The organism is Microcoleus sp. Pol8_D6 (assembly GCF_036700965.1).
Lineage (GTDB): Bacteria > Cyanobacteriota > Cyanobacteriia > Cyanobacteriales > Microcoleaceae > Microcoleus.
On the sequence record NZ_JAUBPW010000018.1, the window covers coordinates 76,824 to 95,703 of the forward strand.

Genomic DNA, 18,880 nt, shown 5'->3' on the forward strand with positions numbered 1-18,880 from the left:
AATTTTTTTTCAATTTTTATAGGTAGTATTGCAGTAGGGGTGAGTTAATTGTGCGTTTTTTAAAGTTCCTAAACCCCCATCAGCTTTTCTTGTAATATGATCGATACTATTAAATCTGCAAGGCAGATACCCTCCACAAATTTTACAAACTGGCCAGCCTGGTAGAGCCTCTCTGATAAACGCAGATGCTTTGGTTTCTCTAGAAAATTCTTTACTCACAATTTCCCCAGTGTCGGCTTTCTTTGGAATTTTCAGAGTCGCAAATCTTTTATCGCCGGATCTTATTTCTGTGATAACATTCTTTTTATCTATACCTCCTGACAACTTATTAATGACTTCTAAGTAGAAGTCTCTCACTAGCTCTCTAGCTTGTAATGCGTCACTCTTCTTGGCAACAAGTTGTGGAACCATATCATAATTCCAAATTACCCATTCAAAGTCTTTTCTTACCTCGATCAATTTAGACCAAGATTTAGTCTGTTGTAAATGTAAAATTAAACTAACCACCCCATAAAAGGAACCAATTTTTGGCTTCCCTTGTTGAGTATAAAAGTATACCAGTGGATGTAAACCCAGAGATGAAGGATCTTTGCTATTGATTCTTTGAGCCACTTTTTTGCACTGCTTTAGTAGCTCAATAGTTTTATCGCCTGTTGAATCTTCTCCCAACTGATTATCGGTTGATATGTTATTGACAATATTTATAAATTCTAAAATCAATTCCAGCTTATCCGAAGATGAAAGATTCCCCACAATTGGTACATCTAAGGTTTTAATGGGATTTGAAAGTTTGGGCTGAAATATAAGTTCGTGTATTTCTTGCGCTACTGTTTCAATCTCATCCTGTTTTTTTTCAGAGAACTCCGACCAATATTTATGACCATTACCACTTCTCACGATCGCACGCGCAGCCACACCATTAGGTGTTTTACGTGCTAGTAGCAACCTCATCTCAGTCTCGCTAATGGGGGCTGCTTTCTGGTTGATTTTGAAAAAAGATTCCTCCGCTTTCATAGCATCACCTTCAACCCATTGAAGTGAAATCGCTGAGGCCCCTAAGTTCCTAGCTCTTTCCAGCATTTTAGGATTAACTTGACCAGGCTGTGAAGTCAATGATTGATAATCTTTGTAAGCTCCTATTTTCTCTTTAATTAGTTTGCGAGTTTCTTTGGCTGCCTCTTTCTGTTCGTCAGTGATGTTGCCGTCATAAAATAGTTTAGAAATTTTACCATCCCCATAATCATCATTAATCCAAGCAAGTAACGAACTCAGTCGATGAGAACCATCAACAACAAAATAGTGGCTACTACCTCGCCAAAGAATAACTGCGGGAATTAAATCTCCATCTAAAAAACTTTCAATAAACTCGCATATTTTTGCTGCATCCCATTCATTACTTTCTCTTTGAAAATCCGGTTTTCGCAAAAACGGATAGAAAAAAGAACTTTGTTCTAGGTCGCGAATACCTATAGTGAGGATACTTCTTCCCATATTGCGTTCGGGCTGATCTTTAATCTCAAATGCGTCTCTGGGAATAAGTGCATCTAGACTAACTGGGGAATTTTTGGATAATTTTACCATTTTAGGTACCGATTGTTACTTTTTAGTATTTCTTGAGTTTTCGCTTAATAAGCTTTCGTTTGAGCGTTGCAAGCCAGGTCAATTTTGATGCCTGGAGCAGGTGGCATATTGGGAGTTCAGAATGCCACGGAAGTCAGCCATGATGACGAATGACTACCGACTAATGACTAATAGAGGCTAGCGGCTCCCAACTTGTCACATCTTCAAATAAAGATTGATAGCCCGCTGCATTGGGATGCAGCCCGTCTGCAATCAAGCGCGATCGCCACCAATCACTGCCCCGATTTATCCATTTATCAAAAATATCTAAATAGGGAATTCCCCGCAACTCACAAGCTAATTTCGTTGCTTCTTTATACCGATATTGGTCAGCATGACTGTAATACAAACAATCTTGAAAAGGCATTTTACTTTCATCCACCGGCACCATCCCGACAAATATCACCGGGCAAAGTTGTTGAGAGAGGTTTAACAAATTATCCAAAACAGTTTTAAAATGTTCAAAATCAGTGTAGCTGCGCCCGGTAGGCGACTGCACTCTCGCCGAATCGTTGAGACCTACGGAAAGAATAATCGCATCCGGGACGCGGTTTCTGAGCTCGCCACGGTGGCGAAACTCGTTTTCGAGCCGCTGGGAGACTTGATAGGTGCGATCGCCCCGAACGCCCAAATTGTATAAAACGTGTCCTGCACTCTCTGGTAACATCCACTGGCGCCGCAATCTTTCCACCCAACCCCCACCTACACCGTCGCCGAAACCGTAGATTAAGCTGTCGCCGAAAGCAACCAATTTGAGGGGATGAGAATTTCCCCGATGCAAGTGACCAAAGGAATAGGCTGTTGCTACCTGCATAAGCAATGATACTCAGTTAATAAATTATGAATCTTGACATACTAGACTAGAATGTAACATTACATAAAGTAGGTAGTCTCATGGCTAATAAGCGTCCACCCTTCGATTCTACTCAGCTAACCCGTCGCGCGGAAGAGTTGATTAACGGTGCATCCAACCGCTATCGGATTACGGTGCAGGTGGCGAACCGCGCAAAACGCCGTCGCTATGAAGATTTTGACAATATGGACGACCATCAAATGAAACCTGTAATGCGGGCGATATTTGAGATGTCGGACGAACTGACTCAGCCGGAAATTATCGGAGACAAGTACTAGACTTCTGGAGTTTTGGGTTTTGAGTGGTGAATTGCCAGCAATTTTTGTCAACTCAAAACTCACAACTTTTTCAAACTAGACTTGGGCGCGCGGGAGGATAAACCCGGTTTATTCCTAGTTCCCTCGTTAACAAAACTCTGATTTTTCTAATAAACCGGGTTGAGGAGTGTAAATCCTAAAATTAGAAACTAGGACATCTGCTTGGGGGTAAGTTTATGAAATTATTCTATTTTTGAAATTTTTGTCAAAACCGTGAATAGATTAAAGCAGGGCTTAAGTTTTCTGTTGGTTACTTTGAGTGTAGCGATTTTCACGCTTTTGAGTTGGGTATTGGAATCCGGGGAACTGAGTATGTCGGCTTTGGAACCTTCGCTGCTGCGGAGTTCTGAGTCTGCCTCAGTGCAGCGGATGGCTCAACAATCTGCGCCGCCGCAAGTGAGGGTGCAAGATGCGTGGAAATTAGTGTACGAAAAATTGCCGGATTTGCCTATCGAAAATAACTACATTTCTCAAGAAACAGGAAAAGTCGATCCTACCAATACTTTAGTCGGGCGCTTGATTCGATATCACGTATTTGTTAAAGGACGGCCGCCCAATTACCGCTTTGATTGGAAGTTGAGTTTAGCGGACTATTTGGGGGCAACTCCCGATTATTTGGTGGAAAGCGTTTATCCGGGAAAGGACGTTTTGCGCTCAAATCCCATGGAACAGGATCGTGCTGCTATTCAAAGTTTAAATAGAGCACAGCGGGATGCTTTGGTTCAAGCTTTGGTTGATGTTTTTACGGAGAGTTCGGGGGGTGGGCGCACACCGACGGCGGGGGAAAAACCACAAGGGCGATCGAATTCGCCGGAGATACGGCAGTCGCAGCCGGGAGATGCGAAGTTGCTGGCACCTTAATACTCAGGAATGCAGAAACCGGGTTTTTTACGGGAATATTGCTGTTGAGCCTTTAACACAGGTAAAAAACCCGTTTTCTTTCGTATTTATTAGTAAGTCCTACTAATCTAAAATCCAAAATCTAAAATCTAAAATCCCTTAATGGTGGAACGTGTAATTAAAACGGGTGTTGGGTGGCGTTTGGGATGGAACCCGGAGGCCCAGGAGTTTAAGGGTTTGGTGGCTGGCGACGGTTGGGCGATAGAACTCACGGAGGCTGAGTTAAACGATTTTTGCCGATTGTTGGGGCAATTAGCCGGCACAATGAGTCACATGGCCTCTGAGTTAATGGACGAGGAAAAAATAGCTATTGAAGCCGAAAGCGACTTGCTGTGGGTGCAGGTGGAAGGCTATCCCGAAGCTTACAGCGTGCAGTTGATCTTGAATGCTGGCAGGAGGTGCGAGGGTTTTTGGCCGACGGCGGTGGCTCCGAGTTTGGTGCAGGCTGCAAAAGTTTTAAAAGTTTTTTGACTTTTTCGGGAATTCTATGCTAAGCTGTTAAAGCTGTCGGGGCGTAGCGCAGCTTGGTAGCGCACTACTTTGGGGTAGTAGGGGTCGTGGGTTCAAATCCCGCCGCTCCGATTGTGATAAAACCTTCTCTATGAGAAGGTTTTGTTGTTTTAGGGCGGGCGATGCAGCTCTTACCATTCTCAATTAGGGGCATCGACCCAGAAACAAGAATAAATCTCTCCTTCCGAACAGTCTATAGCTGTATCCTCAAATTCAAATCAAATTCAAAGGCTTTGCTATTGCTTCGCGACCCTCACAATAAAATTAATCATAAAAAAAAGGCGTTTGTATTTGACAAACGCCTTTTTATAGAATTACAAACGCGGCGTCTTATCTTGTTTAAACGACGCTAACAATTCGCGAATTTGGTCGGCCGCAATCTCGCGCCCGCCCAAACCAAAAGCTAGAGCAATGCCAACTGCGATCGCCCCAAGCAGCAGACCGAAAGCCAAATTCACAATATCGCTGCCAATGCCCATCTGTTGCAGCGCCAAGGCTGAAACAAAGGCAATAATCGCGATCCGAGCCGCTTGGCCCAAAAGCCGCGCTTGACGAGTTCCAGAACTGGCAATCAAACTAAACGCCAGATTCGCCAAATACAAGCCGATCGCAAATACCACCAAACCGGCCAGCACCCGACCTGCAACCAGGACAATACCGCTAACAATCGCCGTCAGTGCTGGAATCCCCAGCACATCGGTAGCCGCCACCACAGCAAACAGCATGATGCCCACCTGCACCACGATGCCGACAAACTCAGAAGGCGTGCGGGCCGGTAGTTCCGGTTCCTGAAGAATCGTTGCCTCCGGATCGATCGAACTTGGCGGTAGTCGCAGTCGCTGTTTCGGCTGCTGCACTCCCAACCAAGAAAAGACATTGTTAAAGCCAATTCCCGTCAGGATATTAGTCACCAAATCGCTGATCCAGCGCCCCAAAAAGTAAGCAACCCCCAGAATTAGCGCTGCTGTAAAAATGTTGGGAAGCGCGCCCAGAATCGTGTTGAGCATCGCGATTGCCGGCTGCGAAATCGCCTGAATGTCCAAAGCGTTCAGAGCTGCAATCGCCGTTGGAATCAAAATCAAAACATAGACGATCGTACCGACAATCCACGACAGCGATTGTCCGCCGGAAGTCCGCGAAATTCCAAACCGAGTGCCCAAACCGTCCGCCCCAGCAGCAGCCAACAGATTCGTAACAATCCGCCGCACCACCATAGCCAGCAGCCAGCCCACAAACCCAATCACCAAAGCTTCCAGAATTTTCGGAATTGCTGCCAGAATTTGGTTGAGTAAATTATTAACCGGCAGCAGAGCCTGCTGCATTTCCAGCGAGTCGAGAATCAGCGGCAAAAACAGCAGAAAAATGAACCAGTACAGCGCATTCGCCAGAGTATCGCTCAGCAGCAAAGGGCGCTCAGTGGGCGCAGTTCCCACCTCTTGATTCAAGCGCTCGTCCACGCTAAAAGCCCGCATCGCCCGCGATACGGCCATTTTGGCTACAGTTGCCAACACCCAAGCAATCCCCAACCAAATTAGCGCGCCGGCTAACTTCGGCAAGAAACCGGTAATTTGATTGAGAAAAGTATTGAGGGGTTGCGAGACAGCCGTTAGATTCAGCCGGTTGAAAAAGGCAATTAGGAAAAAGACAAAAATGATCCAGAACACCGCTGCGGAAATCCATTTTTCCACGTGCGGGGCTCCAGCTCCTTCCGGGCGCCCGGTAATCCAAGCAGCCAGCCGATTGTCCAGCGTAGTCTTCTTGAGCAATCCCCCCACTACAGATGAGACGAGGGCTGATACTATCAAGCCAATGAGCAGGATACCGACGGCCCAGAGGAGATTTTCAATGTTTGAGCCCTGAAGGAAATTGTTAATTCCGCGTTCTGCATCTGTCAGCGGATTCCCGGGCTGGGCCTGGGCAAAAATGCGATCGGACAAAGCCGCTATGGGGCCCGATATCGGCTGAGTTATTTCTTGCCAAGTTTCATTCATTTTTTTCTCAGGTTAACGTCACATTTGACAAGGACAAGACGAAACTTTAATAATAGTTCCAAAAAATCTAGACATCGCCTAAATTTAATGTTTGTACACTTTTAAGGTACTGGGTTAACTACAAAACCCTCTATCGAATTTGGGATAAACCAACCTCCGACTGCTTTTGGGCCAATATTCCAAGAACCGTTTACATCGGCATTGATGAAGCGTCCAGTTTTGGTTCTGAACAATTCTCTTTTTACCCTACTGCCAATGTAGTCGGAATGTTGTTGAATTGGTTCCCAATCCAAAGCTGAATATTGGGAGGTGTAACTCTCCTCAACTAACAGAACTTGAATTCCAGCAAGTTGTCCTTTGTACTGCAACATTTGCACAAACCGACGATGGGGAATACAGGGAAAATTTTGATTATTAACCAAACCTGTATTAATCCCATCTTTAAAATCATCGTTCCAGCCTATAGCCAGCAAGCCAATTTGATGATTAAGGAATTCTTTAATAATTGCGTAACTCGTCGTGTGGAGGTAGTAATCCACTTTACAGTTATGCTTGTGCCACAATTTGGGGAGTTTTTTACTGTTTTTTTGCGCTACGGGCAGCAATAATTTCAATGCCGATGAAACTTGATTGCAGTATTGATTGGTTGACTTAACAGCCCGTCCGTCGTAGATTGTCGCTACTAACCCACGAACATTGTAGGTTAATGTTGGCAGATTGTTTGATCCTAAATCTATGGCAGTTACTGTCTGATTAACTTGTAAAGGCTGTTCTAACTTCTCAGAGAGCACCTCGACCACATAACAACCTACTTTGGGAACAATCCGGATTTCCAGAATCGAGGTGACTTTTGAGGGCAACCAAATATTAGTCCCAGAGGGGCGAACATATCCTTTTTTTAAAGCTCTTTTGCTGACAGCTTGACAATTAAATACAGCTACATAGCGCCCGTTCTCTCTTTTTCTATCTCTTGAACCTTGATAATGAGGGATTTGCGGTGCGGTTTTAAATTTAGTGGTGTCTTCCTGATAGTTTCGCACCTCTAGATAGTAGCTAGTCCATGCTTTTATCACTAAGCCGATCGTGCTTTGTGCTAATTTTGCGGGCAGTGCTTTGTAATCAGGACTTGTTTTGAGGGCGTTATCAACAGCCAGAGTGTTTGTTTGTTGGCTACCGAAAATTTTTTTACTGTAGATGTAGTTAGCGCTATTGTAAAGATTTTTGCACAGCAAAGACAGTCTATCGGCTTCTCGATAAAACCTATGATTTGGTTTAATGATGTGCCTTTCGACTAACTCCATAATCGGTATATATACTTTAATTCAAGATGATACACTGTATTTATGAGTGTGTCAATCTTTTAATTTCTGGGAAAATTGACGTTACAAGTAAATAAATGACTATCAAGTAAGCAAAGTTTTGTAATACCCTCCTTGTTGCAGGTTCTCATGTCAATTCGTCAAGTTTTCGAGCAATCCATTGAAATTCGCGCTGCTGCTACTCTGGTGGAGCAATGTATAGTTGATCGCACTTTAATGCACAAGTGGCTCAATCCCCTGCTACGCTGCGATCCCCAGGGCGAATGGGATACTGCCGTAGGAAGTCGCAGCTTATTTATCATAAAAATTCCCGTTTTGCAACCCTCTTTAGAGAGTGTTGTGTTGGAGCGACAACCCGGTTTAATTGTTTGGGGGTTTGACGGATTTTTCAAAGGATGCGATCGTTGGGAATGCCAGCCGCAAATCCAAGGAACTCTCTTGATTAACCGCTTTGAATTTCAAATTCCCAATCGTTTAATTAGATTTGGTTTCAATCGCTTTGCAGCCCCTTGGACAGAAAAAGATATGAAAGACCAACTCCGCAGACTCAAGCGGGTAGCAGAGCAACTATCTCACAGAATGAGTAAGGGGTAATGGATAATGGGTAATTGGGAACTTTTACCCTCGCGTAGCCGAATAATTGGTAATCGGTCATAAGTAATTGCTAATAGCTGAAAGCTAGAGCTAATAGGAAAAAAGCACCAATTCCCAATTCCCAATTCCCAATTCCCCCTTCCCTCCAACTTCAGTTATTTATTTCGCACTTCCCGAGGGATTGGGCTGACAAATCATTTCTCTCGCCGAATTCACCGCTTGGTTAGCCGTATTTTGCAAAGCCGGGGAATTCTGATACAAAGCTTGCAAATCTTGCACATCTTTAATCACTCGTTCATAAATAACCATCGCTTGATTGCCGTCAACTTCTAAAGCAGCAGGGCTGTAATTTTGCATCACTTCTATCAGCGATATTTTGCCATCTTTGGAAGCTGCGACTAAAGCATCGCGCAGTGCGGGCGCACTTTGCAGCCGAGTTGCCGGCGCATAAGCAACCTCCCCCAATTGTTTGAAAACAATTTCCCCAAAATAAGTGCTTGCGAGCCGCGCTACTAATTGGGAATCTAAAGGCACTTCTCGCGTTAATATTTCGCGCATCGACTCAGGAGTTTGTTTCGCAAGACTCAGAACGCTTTGCAGTTGAGATGATGCTTGGCCTGTTTGTGCAAAGCTTTGCAAGTCGCTCATCGGTAATGTTACGTCAACAGCACCGTATTTTACGGTAACATTATCTAATGCAAAGGCTTTGCCGCTGCTTAGGAATACTGCACTTGTTCCCAGCAAAAACGCCAAACCTAAGGATAAAGACTTTGACATTCTTTTGGTTAAATGGGCTGACAGGGGTTGCATTGCGTTGAGATACCGTTGTTGAAACTGAAAGTTCATGAGTTTGTGCCTCTTTACTTCAAAATACTTTTTAGATCGCTCGTCTGTGCGGATATCAGTGCGGATATCAGTCGGGAAAGTCGAATCGGGATTTCCGTAAATGACCTCTGATTCTACAGTCAAGTCAAGCAAATTCAACCTATCAAAAGATATGTGTTAATTGACAATTAATATGTTATACTTACTTTTTTGACAATTTGAGATACCTTTGCAAAAATGATAAAAGCGAAATTTGGTCGTCAGGCAGGAGTTTATTGAGTGCCACTTTTATGTCTTATAGTTTGCTGTGCGACATATAGGGAATTTAAGTTCAAAGATCCCGATCGAGCCGATCGACCAATTGGCGAATTCTAGCAGCATCAGGAGCATTCGGAGCATTTCTCAGGTATAGTTCCAAATCGTGGCGTGCTTCCACCAAGCGTCCCAGTTGATAATAGAGAATTCCGCGATCGCGCCGTTCCCCCAGCGCATCGGGAAACAGCAGCAAAATCCGTTCGATCGCCAAGAGTACCCTCACAGCATCTTGCTGTTGCAAGTAAATCGCCTTCAGATTTCCCAGCATTCGCCCCAACAAATGTCGGCGACTTACCGGGGCGAGAAAAGTCGGCTGCAACTCCATAGGTTGACCATAAATTTGAGAAAGTCTGGCTTGACAATCTTCAGGAAACAAGATTTCGCCGCCGTTAAACGCATCAACAAAAATGCCAGCATCTTCAAAATCAGGTCTAATTAAAAAATGTCCTGGCATCCCAATTCCCACCATCGGAAAATCAATGCGCTTAGCAACCTCCAAATAAACCAAAGATAAAGAGATCGGAATACCAGTACGCCGATCGATCACTTCATTCAAAAAGCTATTGCGGGGGTCGTAATAATCAACATCATTGCCCGCAAACTGCCACTCCCCGTATAAATAGGCGTTAATAGTTTGAATAATCCGCAGCGGATAATTCTGTGTCGGCAAGCGTGAGCGCACTTCATCTGCGATCGAGTCGAGAGCATTTAGATACTCCTCTGGCTCTAAATTTGGGTATTCTTCCAAAGCCATATAGAGGGCAGCTTTCGCCAGGTCTATCGAGCCATCTGGCTGATTTATTTCTCGATAAAATAGTTGTCGGGCGATCGGAAAATCCATATTTATTATTGATTTATTTTTTATTTACATTCTGTACCCATATCATGAACAGGCAAGATGCCTGTTCCACAACAAAGATTATTCGGGTGAATCGGCATTTTTTTGTAGTATAATTAACCTTTTTTATGGTAAAACAGGTAATTTTTCTTGTGGAACAGGCATCTTGTCTGTTGCAGCTTTTTGTAATATAATTAACCTTGCTTATGGTAAAAAAGGCATTTTTTCTTGTGGAACAGGCATCTTGCCTGTTGCCCAAAAAATATTAAAAACACTGCATTATTTAAATTTTAATATATTCTAAGTTTTTTCATCTAAATCAGCGCCTCTTTTTAATAAAGCTTCACGATTTTTTTTTAATCGAGCCAGATTGAGGTGAACGCCCTCGGATGTTAAATCAAGTTTCAAATCCCGTGACTTTTACCAATTACCCAACTGCGGCGAAAAATCCGAGCCAGAGTCGATTCTTCCAAAGCAAAATAGATAGGGCGGCCGTGAGGACAAGTACGCGGATTACGAGTTTGCTGCCATTCATCCAACAAATTTTGCATTTGGGAAAGACTCAAAGGAGTACCATTCCGCATAGCGCTACGGCAAGCAGTCGCAACTTGAGCAGCTTGCAAATCTGCGACTTTACTGAGTTCAAAAAGCGCCTCCGCACAGTCATCTCGATCGGCTAACAATTCAGGAACTTCGCGGGCGGCCCATAGCTGTTCCCCAAAACTTTCTACTTCCAAACCCAAGCGGGATAAATTCTCAATTTGCAGTGCAGATAACTGACTGAGAATTACTGGTTTTTCTAGATTTTTTAGCTGCCAAGCAGCGCACAATTGCTCGTATAAAACGCGCTCGTGAGCGATGTGTTGTTCCACTAACCACATTCCGCTAGAATGTTCGGCAACAATGTAAGTATTGTGAACTTGAGCGATCGCCCTCAATTCCACCAATCCTATTTTATTAGCTTTTTCCTCTTCACCGCCGCCATCATTCTGCCTAGCCGAAATCCCGACACTGTAAGCACTTTTTTGTTCCGATGCCTTCAGCAATTTTCCCACTCGATCGGGAATTGGGGCAGGCGGCAAAACTTCATCGTTCAAATGCAAAGCACGAGCAATTGCCGCGCTAACTTGTGCTTGCCAAAAACTCGGATCATGCAGATAAATTTCAACCTTAGCGGGGTGGCGGTTCCAGTCGATTTCCGAAGGGGAGATTTGCAGGTGGACAAAACACACGGGATAGCGATCTCGCGGACAAGTGCGGGCAAAGGCGCTGAGAATAGTTTGCTCTAATTCGGGCGATCGCACAACTCGCCGATTTACCCCAACTTTCACCCAATCCGGCCGCCTGCGGTGACACCGATCGGGCAAACCAATTACTAACTCCAAACGCTGGGAATTGGGCATTTGGAAATGGGAACTGGCAACTGGTAATTGGTAATTAGGTTTAACTGTAGCGCCAACAAGTTGAGTTTCTACTAATAAATTTGCTGCTTTCTGATTTTGAGGACTCGCAGGCAAATCTAACTTTAAATACTGCAAATCGCTCGATCGCACACCGCGCACGAATTGGGGTAAAAGTTGTTCCGCTGTGCTACCAGGAGTTACGTGCAAACAAGGGGTATTTCCTTGACGCAACTGCCAATTAACGTGCGGGTGACAAATAGCAATTTGCTGAAGGGTGAATTGGATCGATCGCATTTGCTGTGCCGGCGACAAAAAACTGCGGCGCACAGGCCAATTGCCAAACAAATTATCAACAGTCACCACCGTACCCGGAGCGATCGCCACTGTTTCCACCTCCACAGCAACGCCCGCGTTGTTGTAAATCACCCGCCAGCCCGATCGAGCATTTTCAACTCCCCCCTTGTTAAAGGATGATTTGGCGGGGGTTTGCGCCGACTCTCGATTTTCCGAAAAATCTCCCAATCCCAAATCATTTGATCGGCTCAAAACCTCCAAACAGCCCAACTGAGCTAAACTGTGCAAAGCTTCCCCACGAAATCCCAAAGTAGCAATTTTGTAAAGGTCAGCTTCAGTGGTAATTTTGCTCGTACTGTGAGGCGAAGCCGCCTGCTGCAAATTTTCCAGATCCATTCCCGTACCATTATCTGCAACTTGCACCCGCCATTGTTCCGGCCAGACAGAAACAACGATGCGAGTTGCGCCAGCATCCAGAGAATTTTCAACTAATTCTCGTACCGCAGCGGCGATCGAGTCAATGACTTCGCCGGCGGCAATTAAATTGATAACTTCTGTGGGTAAGGTTTGAATAGTAACTGGCATCGAATTTTTAGCAGTTCGTTAATTCAATTATACTTGATTCTCCAAGTCGCTACACAGTATTAGGGCTTACGCTCTTAAACCCGGTTTATTAGAAAAATATTGTTTGATAACAAGATATCTACTCATCAACTAAGTCTCTGATGCTGAGTGAGAAAGTCCTAAGTATAATCTTCCTACCTACTTAATTTTGCTCTGCTAAAGCCATGATTTTCGGCAAGCGGATGTAAAAAGTTGTGCCTTTTCCGTCCTCTGACTCATAACTAATTTTTCCTTTGTGAGCCTCAACGATCGACTTAACAATTGCCGTTCCCAACCCAGTACCAGTCCGCTTGCCATAAGTCACAAACGGTTCAAATAACTTTTCCTTAATTGTCGGTGGAATGCCGGGGCCGTTATCGTAAATGCTAATTTCTGCCCACTCCTCAGTTTGTGTCACCGCAATCTCCACCCGACCCCCTCTTCCGCCAAAAGCCTCAACTGCATTCCCAACTAAATTTTGTAAAACGCGCAAAATCTTATTTTCATCCGCTTCCACTATCACTTCTGTCACCCGTACTACCAAATCTACTTTTGCTGCTTCAAAATAAACTCGGTTCAACTTTTCAAACTGCTGCAACGTCTGAATGAGATTAACGGGTTTTTTATTTAATACAGAATTACCGCGCGAAAATTCTAATACTTCTTCAGCCATCCCCAACATTCGATGAACCTGTAATTGAATAAGTTCGCACCACTCCTGAGTTTCCTCATCCGGGTGCATTTCTTTGAGCATTTCACTGGAGAGTTTAATTCCGGTAAAAGGACTTTTGAAATCGTGAATAATTGTACTCACCATTTCTCCTACCAATACCATTTTTTGTTTGTGTACCAACTGGCTCACATATTGATCCGTGGTCTCCCGTAAATTTTTAGTAATGAAACTAAACATTTGCAGTACCGAACTGCCTTTAGCAAACTGGAGAGTTTTTATTAGTTCTTCACGGCCTATTTTCGCCAAAGTCGAGCCTGCAACTGCCACAGCTCTAGCACTGCGTGGCTCTCCGTCTAAAACTCCGAGTTCGCCAAAATAATCGTCTGGCTTAGCGACAGCAACAGTTTGATATTTATGATTTTCAAGCCGCTTGCTAAACTCGACTTTACCTTCTAAAACTAGATAGAAAAAATCCGCTATTTCTCCTTCTTCAAAAACCAGCGTTTCCTCAGCAAAACTCTCCAAAACAGCTATTTGGCAAAGATGAGCAGCTTGCTCTGGTTCAAAATAAGACATAAATCGATGAGATGCCAGATCCATGTGAAAATACCTGAGACTTAATTTAAACAGTTTCTTTCTTCTATTTTCACCGATCACCATCGGTGCGTTAATAAAATACAATACTGCTTTAATCTGCCTCTCTTATCTAGCCTCCCAGGCTTTGACACAAGGCTCAGCGTCGGGATGCAGAGCCAGACTAGGACAGCAGCACCAGCAATCTCACCAAAATTCTCAGTTAATTGACTAAAATACATAAATATTGTACTATTTTTGAGATTTAAATTGGACGTGGGAGAGTTCTCCGGCTACCTCAGAAGATTTTAACTGTAGAGATATCGTGTAATTTAAATGCCGATCGACCGACTTTACAAAAATTAACGATCGCCCGATAAAACGATCGCAGCATTCTGCCCGCCAAAGCCAAAACTTAAACAAACCGCATTTCTGACAATAGCCGATCGCGCAGAGCGAACAAAATCTAATTCAAACCCCGGTTTTTTCATTCCAACGCAAGGCGGCAACATCTGATATTTAATACTCATCAAACAAAAAGCCGCGCCCAAAGCTCCCGAAGCTCCCAAAGTATGACCCGTAGCCCCCTTAGTCGAACTAACAGCAACTCCTGGGTGAAATAACTTCTTAATTAACAGTGCTTCGTGTCGGTCATTTAACTCAGTTGCAGTACCGTGAGCGTGAATAAAATCTATATCAATCGCCGCCAAATTGCTCCGTTTCAAACATTGATTTACCGCCGCGATCGCACTTTCCCCCCCCAGCTCCGGCGCATTAGCATGGCAAGCATCATTTGTCAAGCCCAAACCGGAAATTCGACCGTAGATTTTAGCGCCACGACGCCTTGCCAACTCGGCAGATTCTAATACCAATAAAGCCCCGCCTTCCCCGAGCACAAAGCCTTCCCGATTTTCATCAAAGGGATAGCACCCATTGTTTGCCAAAGCACCCATCCGGCTAAATCCAGCCAGAGTCAGGGGTGTGATAGGCGCTTCCACAGCACCTGCGATCGCCCGCTGACACTCACCGGTGCGGATTAAATCAACAGCGCGGGCGATCGACTGTATGCCCGTCGCACAAGCAGCCATCGGTGCCAGTACCGGCCCCGTTGAGCCAATTGCCCTCGCCGCTGCGATCGCCCCCATGTGAGGCAAAAAATTCACAAATTGAGAATTGGGCATTGGGAATTGGGCATTGGGAATTGGGCATTGGGAATCGGTAATTGAGAATTCTCTTTCCTCTTCCTTCTTCCTTCTTCCTTCTTCCTTCTTCCCTCTTCCTTCGCTAGCCAACAGTTCCAAATTTCCCTGAAAACCGCGGCTAGAACCGATCGCAATTCCGCAATCGGGCAAAGGCAAAGTCAAATTAGCATCTTGCAAAGCATCTGCTAAAACCTGCCGAATTAAAGTTATTAAATCAGCAGGTTTTGTGCCAACCAAAGCCAAAGGTAGCGGTTCTATTTCTAAAAAAGGTTGATGTTGTCGAATTCCCGACTTCCCGGACAACAATCTTTTCCAGCCATCATCCAGAGTACCTAAAGCCGAAACAAGACCAATTCCGGTAACAACAACATCCATAAGTAAAAGGCTTGCTTTTGGCACAAAGTAGAAAGTAGAAGGCAGTTGTTTCTCAAATGACTACTGCCAACTGCCAACTGCCAACTGCCAACTGCCAACTGCCAACTGACTACTAATTAACAGCCTTAAAATTTTCCAAACCTTGGGTAACAGTAGCCTTATCAATGCGATCGCCCGCTTCAATCTTATCAATCACATCCATGCCTTGCTTGACGTACCCAAAAACTGCATAGCTACCGTCCAAAAACGGTACATCCGTCAAAGTAAAGTAAAACTGAGAAGAAGCCGAATCAGGACTCTGCGATCGAGCCATAGCAACAGCCCCGCGAGTGTGCATCAACACGGGTTTCTCCTTAACCCCAGCTTCTTCTAGAGTCGCGCTGTAAGTCGGATTGGCAGCACCTTTAGCTTTTATTTCTAGAGGAATCCTGCGTTCCTGAGACGTTTTCGGGTCAATAAAACCGCCAGTTCCCAGTCGCGCTGTAGGGAATTTAGGGTCTTTACCCTGGGGGTCGCCGCCCTGAACTACAAAAGGCTGAGGTTCCCGCACGACTCGGTGAAATACCAGCCCGTCGTAGACTCCTTTCTGAACCAAATCGACAAAATTGCCCGCAGTAATTGGCGCATTTGTGCCGTCGAGTTCGATCGTAATTGGAGCACCTTTAACCGTCATAACCACCGTTGCTTTTCCTTCCAATCGTGGCAAATTGCTAAATTGCGAACTCGCCGCTACAGCAGCAGGAGAAGGAGACGGAGACAAAGAAATATTTTCACCCGACGCCGGATTTGGTGTTGGAGTCGAGTTTGCCACAGGGGAACTACCGCATCCCCCGACAAACAACGCGCCAATTATTAAAAGTGAGAACAACCACCGCTGAATTTTGATTTGCATTTGCATTTGCATTTGTATTTTCACTTTGAGTCAATTACGGACTTTGCAACTAAAGATTTTAATTCAATAGTCCCAACTGTTTTTAGTTCCTAGTCTGAAGCCCGCGATTTTCCTTGGATAGGGAACTTGCCTTGGAGCCTTGAAAGCCTTATTCTACGGTTGGCTATCAAAAACTGTCGGAAGTATTGTTAATTGATAGATTCAAAAATTGGTAACGGGCTTACTCGCAGATAAATCTTTTTCACTTACCAGGTAGGTAAGGTGCGTGGCCCGGCGCACCCTACGAGACATTACCAATCGAAAATCGAAAATCGAAAATCCCTAAAGTCCTTCTAGGGGAACTTGCAAAAATCGAGCCAATTCGGCAGCTTGATTTTCCACTTGCGACAAAGCAATAGGCTGTCCGACTCTAGTCAGGGGAAACTGACGGCGGTCTTTGAGCTTAAGATAAATACTGCGACGGGGACTGAGACCTTCTTTAATGTCCACCCGCACAGATTGCACGTCCGATGTCTTGCAAGTAAAATCAACTTTGCGGTTTTTGCCGGGAAAACCCCAGCGAAAGATCCGAATGTTACCAGTTTGTCGATCGAACTCGTTGTAACCGCCACCGACATCCCAGAGAATAGTCAGCCACAGGTAAAGCGCCAAAAGCACGCCACAGACACCGTAGAAACCCATCGCAATGCCTTGGGGAATGAAAACAAGCTGAGTCGGGTCAGCAAAAGGCAGCAGGTTAACGTGCAAGTAGCTGGAAATGCCCGACAGCAGGAAACCAGTTCCTCCAATGCTGACCACCGTCGCCCACCAGTAATTGCTGAAGCGGCGGGAGCCCAAAACCGGGTAGCGCAGGACAGGATCGATCGAGGTCATTGTTTTTGCAGTCATAAAATTAAACAGCCTTAAAGCCAAATCTTAATTCAATTAGTCCACCGAGCGTGACGCTTCGCTGAGGCGATCGCGATCGACCGATCGGCATTGTGTATCAACTCCTGCTAATTATGGTCAACTACCCGACATCAAGCGGAGTACCGCTATGATGGGGGCTTGTATCTGAACTCCACCTCAATTCCGAAAACCTCGAAAGGATTTCAGCTTTGGCTTCACGGCTCGATACATGAGGGAGTGCTGACAAGACCCCGGTACTCATCCAGGCTTGCCGGACGAGCAACGTTCTAAGTGCGATATTTCGCGCCCCAACCAGATCTGCATGAAGTTGATGCCCACAGCATTCACAGCGGAAAATCAGCCCCTTGTTCGGTCGATTAGCCTTTGAGGTATGCCCACATTTAGGGCAACTTTGCGAGGTGTAATGTGCCGGAACTTTAGTAGCTAACGAGCCAACCAGCACAGCCTTGTAATCGATATAGCCATGCAATTCGGCAAACGACCATTGATCCACGTTCCTGTTAGCTTTCCGTTGTTTCTTGCTTGCCCGTTTGCCCGATTTAGATTTAGTTCCATCGCGTATTCCGGTCAGATCTTCTAGTCCAATCAGGCTGTTAGGCTTGGCGATTTTACTCGCAATCTGGTGGTTCACATCAGCGATAAACCGTCTCTCCCGTCCCGACAAAGCGATTAATCTTCGCTTCGCCGAACGGGTGTCTTTTCGCTGTAGAGATTGTCTGGCTTTTTGATAACGGTTGGCTCGATGTCTAGCCGCCTTGCCCGAATAGAAACTCGACTTATTAGCTAAGTCTGTTTCGACTGCGAGGTATCTCATTCCCACATCTATACCAGAAATTCTAGTGATGTTCAGTGGGTCGAGAGTAGGCGTTTCCACCTCCAAGCTCACCATTAGATAGTAAGTCTTCGAGGATTTCTGGTAGACAATTTTAGCAGCACCGATCTTCTTGGACGCTCGCATCAGATCGATGTGCTTGTTGTAGCCATCAAACGGAACAACAATTCGACCACCCAGGGTGTTAATACTGACCCGTCGATCCTTTTTAAAGGAGTAGTCGCGCTGGTAATTAAGCGTACAAGTCCGCGAGGTGTATTTGGGAGCTCGATCGAGTCCCTTGTACCGCCGCTTGGTATACCCAGCTTTAAGCGCCTCGCTATTCTGCTTGGCTTTAGTCCACAGCGTCTTAAAAGTCGCAGCAACTTGTCTTGGCACGTTACACGCCATCTGGGAACCAAGCCCAAATAATGCCCGTAGCTCCGAGTAGACCAACTTTTGTAGTTTAGCTCCGTTGCCAGATTTACCGTTATCAAATGCCACTTGGGATGCGTAGTTCAGCGCATCCCGATAGGCCAAAGAAACCTGAGCTACCGAGATTTTTTGCTCGGCAGTCAGGTTTAATTTGAGTTTGGCGGTAATTACTTGGCTCACAACTTCTTCAACAGATAAGAGGATAATCTTACCCTGTGAAGGATTTGAGTGCAAGCGCAGAGTGTTTGTTCGTCTCCTCAACCACCGCCACCTCGCCGCTTGGCGACGAAGGGTCAGTTGGATTGTTGCTGAGCATCCTCAACCAATATGGCCTTCCTCTCAACCACGCTTTCATCGAGTACGCCTCTAGTGGGGGAACTCTGCTGTTCTAGTTGAAAAATTATGAACTTCTAATATATAGTTATGTTAACTTTAATTAGAAACCTTGGTCTTTTAACAAGCAAAAGGATTTTACCCCAATGACAATCGCAGTCGGACGCGCCCAGAACGAAAGAGGCATATTTGATGTCCTCGACGACTGGCTCAAACGCGATCGCTTCGTCTTCGTAGGCTGGTCTGGCATCCTGCTATTCCCCTGCGCCTACCTAGCCATCGGTGGCTGGTTAAC

The 18,880-nt window shown here is 45.2% G+C and carries 16 protein-coding genes, 1 tRNA gene and 1 pseudogene; 6 read left to right on the forward strand and 12 right to left on the reverse strand.

Features of this window, described 5'->3' with window-relative positions; all coding sequences use genetic code 11:
• Window positions 1-9: 9 nt before the first annotated feature.
• Entirely contained in the window at window positions 10-1,581 is a 1,572-nt protein-coding gene (locus QUA10_RS10165) for a GmrSD restriction endonuclease domain-containing protein (protein WP_333080099.1), read from the reverse strand.
• A gap of 160 nt (window positions 1,582-1,741) precedes the next feature.
• Window positions 1,742-2,434: a GDSL-type esterase/lipase family protein gene (locus tag QUA10_RS10170; protein ID WP_333080097.1), complete on the reverse strand. Its 693-nt coding sequence runs from the start codon at window positions 2,432-2,434 to the stop codon at window positions 1,742-1,744.
• A gap of 80 nt (window positions 2,435-2,514) precedes the next feature.
• Between QUA10_RS10170 and QUA10_RS10175 the strand changes: the two genes are divergently transcribed.
• The 4 genes from QUA10_RS10175 (at window position 2,515) to QUA10_RS10190 (ending at window position 4,272) form a co-directional block, all read left to right on the forward strand.
• Window positions 2,515-2,751, forward strand: coding sequence for a DNA-directed RNA polymerase subunit omega (locus QUA10_RS10175; RefSeq protein ID WP_333080095.1), 237 nt, complete (start codon window positions 2,515-2,517; stop codon window positions 2,749-2,751).
• Window positions 2,752-3,003: 252 nt separating this feature from the next.
• Window positions 3,004-3,651: a hypothetical protein gene (locus tag QUA10_RS10180; RefSeq protein ID WP_333080093.1), complete on the forward strand. Its 648-nt coding sequence runs from the start codon at window positions 3,004-3,006 to the stop codon at window positions 3,649-3,651.
• A 141-nt stretch (window positions 3,652-3,792) separates the two neighbouring features.
• Window positions 3,793-4,161, forward strand: a complete 369-nt coding sequence (locus tag QUA10_RS10185) for a DUF1818 family protein (protein WP_333080092.1) — start codon at window positions 3,793-3,795, stop codon at window positions 4,159-4,161.
• A gap of 37 nt (window positions 4,162-4,198) precedes the next feature.
• A tRNA-Pro gene (locus QUA10_RS10190) sits at window positions 4,199-4,272 on the forward strand.
• A gap of 242 nt (window positions 4,273-4,514) precedes the next feature.
• Here the strand turns inward: QUA10_RS10190 and QUA10_RS10195 are convergent.
• Entirely contained in the window at window positions 4,515-6,191 is a 1,677-nt protein-coding gene (locus QUA10_RS10195; RefSeq protein WP_333080089.1) for a mechanosensitive ion channel, read from the reverse strand.
• A gap of 101 nt (window positions 6,192-6,292) precedes the next feature.
• Entirely contained in the window at window positions 6,293-7,492 is a 1,200-nt protein-coding gene (locus QUA10_RS10200; RefSeq protein ID WP_333080087.1) for a transposase, read from the reverse strand.
• Between the two features lie 147 nt (window positions 7,493-7,639).
• On the opposite strand from QUA10_RS10200, the gene QUA10_RS10205 reads away from it, so the two are divergent.
• Entirely contained in the window at window positions 7,640-8,104 is a 465-nt protein-coding gene (locus tag QUA10_RS10205) for an SRPBCC family protein (RefSeq protein ID WP_333080085.1), read from the forward strand.
• 159 nt (window positions 8,105-8,263) lie between these two features.
• Here the strand turns inward: QUA10_RS10205 and QUA10_RS10210 are convergent, their stop codons facing one another.
• The 8 genes from QUA10_RS10210 to QUA10_RS10245 form a co-directional block, all read right to left on the reverse strand.
• Complete coding sequence (locus QUA10_RS10210; RefSeq protein ID WP_333086233.1) at window positions 8,264-8,950, reverse strand: alpha/beta hydrolase; 687 nt, start codon at window positions 8,948-8,950, stop codon at window positions 8,264-8,266.
• A gap of 310 nt (window positions 8,951-9,260) precedes the next feature.
• A complete protein-coding gene (locus QUA10_RS10215; RefSeq protein WP_333080081.1) occupies window positions 9,261-10,085 on the reverse strand; it encodes a transglutaminase family protein in 825 nt (274 codons plus the stop codon).
• 401 nt (window positions 10,086-10,486) lie between these two features.
• On the reverse strand, window positions 10,487-12,364 hold the full coding sequence (gene mutL / locus QUA10_RS10220) for a DNA mismatch repair endonuclease MutL (protein WP_333080080.1): 1,878 nt from the start codon (window positions 12,362-12,364) through the stop codon (window positions 10,487-10,489).
• Window positions 12,365-12,545: 181 nt separating this feature from the next.
• Window positions 12,546-13,655, reverse strand: coding sequence for an ATP-binding protein (locus tag QUA10_RS10225; RefSeq protein ID WP_333080079.1), 1,110 nt, complete (start codon window positions 13,653-13,655; stop codon window positions 12,546-12,548).
• Window positions 13,656-13,990: 335 nt separating this feature from the next.
• Window positions 13,991-15,205: a beta-ketoacyl-ACP synthase gene (locus tag QUA10_RS10230; protein ID WP_333080077.1), complete on the reverse strand. Its 1,215-nt coding sequence runs from the start codon at window positions 15,203-15,205 to the stop codon at window positions 13,991-13,993.
• A 112-nt stretch (window positions 15,206-15,317) separates the two neighbouring features.
• Window positions 15,318-16,103 (reverse strand): peptidylprolyl isomerase, encoded by a 786-nt coding sequence (locus tag QUA10_RS10235; protein WP_333086235.1) that lies wholly within the window; start codon window positions 16,101-16,103, stop codon window positions 15,318-15,320.
• A gap of 315 nt (window positions 16,104-16,418) precedes the next feature.
• Window positions 16,419-16,985 (reverse strand): photosystem I assembly protein Ycf4, encoded by a 567-nt coding sequence (locus QUA10_RS10240; protein ID WP_333080073.1) that lies wholly within the window; start codon window positions 16,983-16,985, stop codon window positions 16,419-16,421.
• 121 nt (window positions 16,986-17,106) lie between these two features.
• A complete protein-coding gene (locus tag QUA10_RS10245; protein ID WP_333080071.1) occupies window positions 17,107-18,432 on the reverse strand; it encodes a transposase in 1,326 nt (441 codons plus the stop codon).
• Between the two features lie 299 nt (window positions 18,433-18,731).
• Between QUA10_RS10245 and QUA10_RS10250 the strand changes: the two are divergent.
• Window positions 18,732-18,880: pseudogene (locus QUA10_RS10250) on the forward strand (photosystem II D2 protein (photosystem q(a) protein)); the annotation flags it as partial.

Coding starts and splice junctions, on each gene's coding strand:
- QUA10_RS10165 (WP_333080099.1), bottom strand. CDS start 1,581: ATGGTAAAATTATCCAAAAATTCCCCAGTTAGTCTAGATGCACTTATT.
- QUA10_RS10170 (WP_333080097.1), bottom strand. CDS start 2,434: ATGCAGGTAGCAACAGCCTATTCCTTTGGTCACTTGCATCGGGGAAAT.
- QUA10_RS10175 (WP_333080095.1), top strand. CDS start 2,515: ATGGCTAATAAGCGTCCACCCTTCGATTCTACTCAGCTAACCCGTCGC.
- QUA10_RS10185 (WP_333080092.1), top strand. CDS start 3,793: ATGGTGGAACGTGTAATTAAAACGGGTGTTGGGTGGCGTTTGGGATGG.
- QUA10_RS10195 (WP_333080089.1), bottom strand. CDS start 6,191: ATGAATGAAACTTGGCAAGAAATAACTCAGCCGATATCGGGCCCCATA.
- QUA10_RS10200 (WP_333080087.1), bottom strand. CDS start 7,492: ATGGAGTTAGTCGAAAGGCACATCATTAAACCAAATCATAGGTTTTAT.
- QUA10_RS10205 (WP_333080085.1), top strand. CDS start 7,640: ATGTCAATTCGTCAAGTTTTCGAGCAATCCATTGAAATTCGCGCTGCT.
- QUA10_RS10210 (WP_333086233.1), bottom strand. CDS start 8,950: ATGAACTTTCAGTTTCAACAACGGTATCTCAACGCAATGCAACCCCTG.
- QUA10_RS10215 (WP_333080081.1), bottom strand. CDS start 10,085: ATGGATTTTCCGATCGCCCGACAACTATTTTATCGAGAAATAAATCAG.
- mutL (WP_333080080.1), bottom strand. CDS start 12,364: ATGCCAGTTACTATTCAAACCTTACCCACAGAAGTTATCAATTTAATT.
- QUA10_RS10225 (WP_333080079.1), bottom strand. CDS start 13,655: ATGGATCTGGCATCTCATCGATTTATGTCTTATTTTGAACCAGAGCAA.
- QUA10_RS10230 (WP_333080077.1), bottom strand. CDS start 15,205: ATGGATGTTGTTGTTACCGGAATTGGTCTTGTTTCGGCTTTAGGTACT.
- QUA10_RS10235 (WP_333086235.1), bottom strand. CDS start 16,103: ATGCAAATGCAAATCAAAATTCAGCGGTGGTTGTTCTCACTTTTAATA.
- QUA10_RS10240 (WP_333080073.1), bottom strand. CDS start 16,985: ATGACTGCAAAAACAATGACCTCGATCGATCCTGTCCTGCGCTACCCG.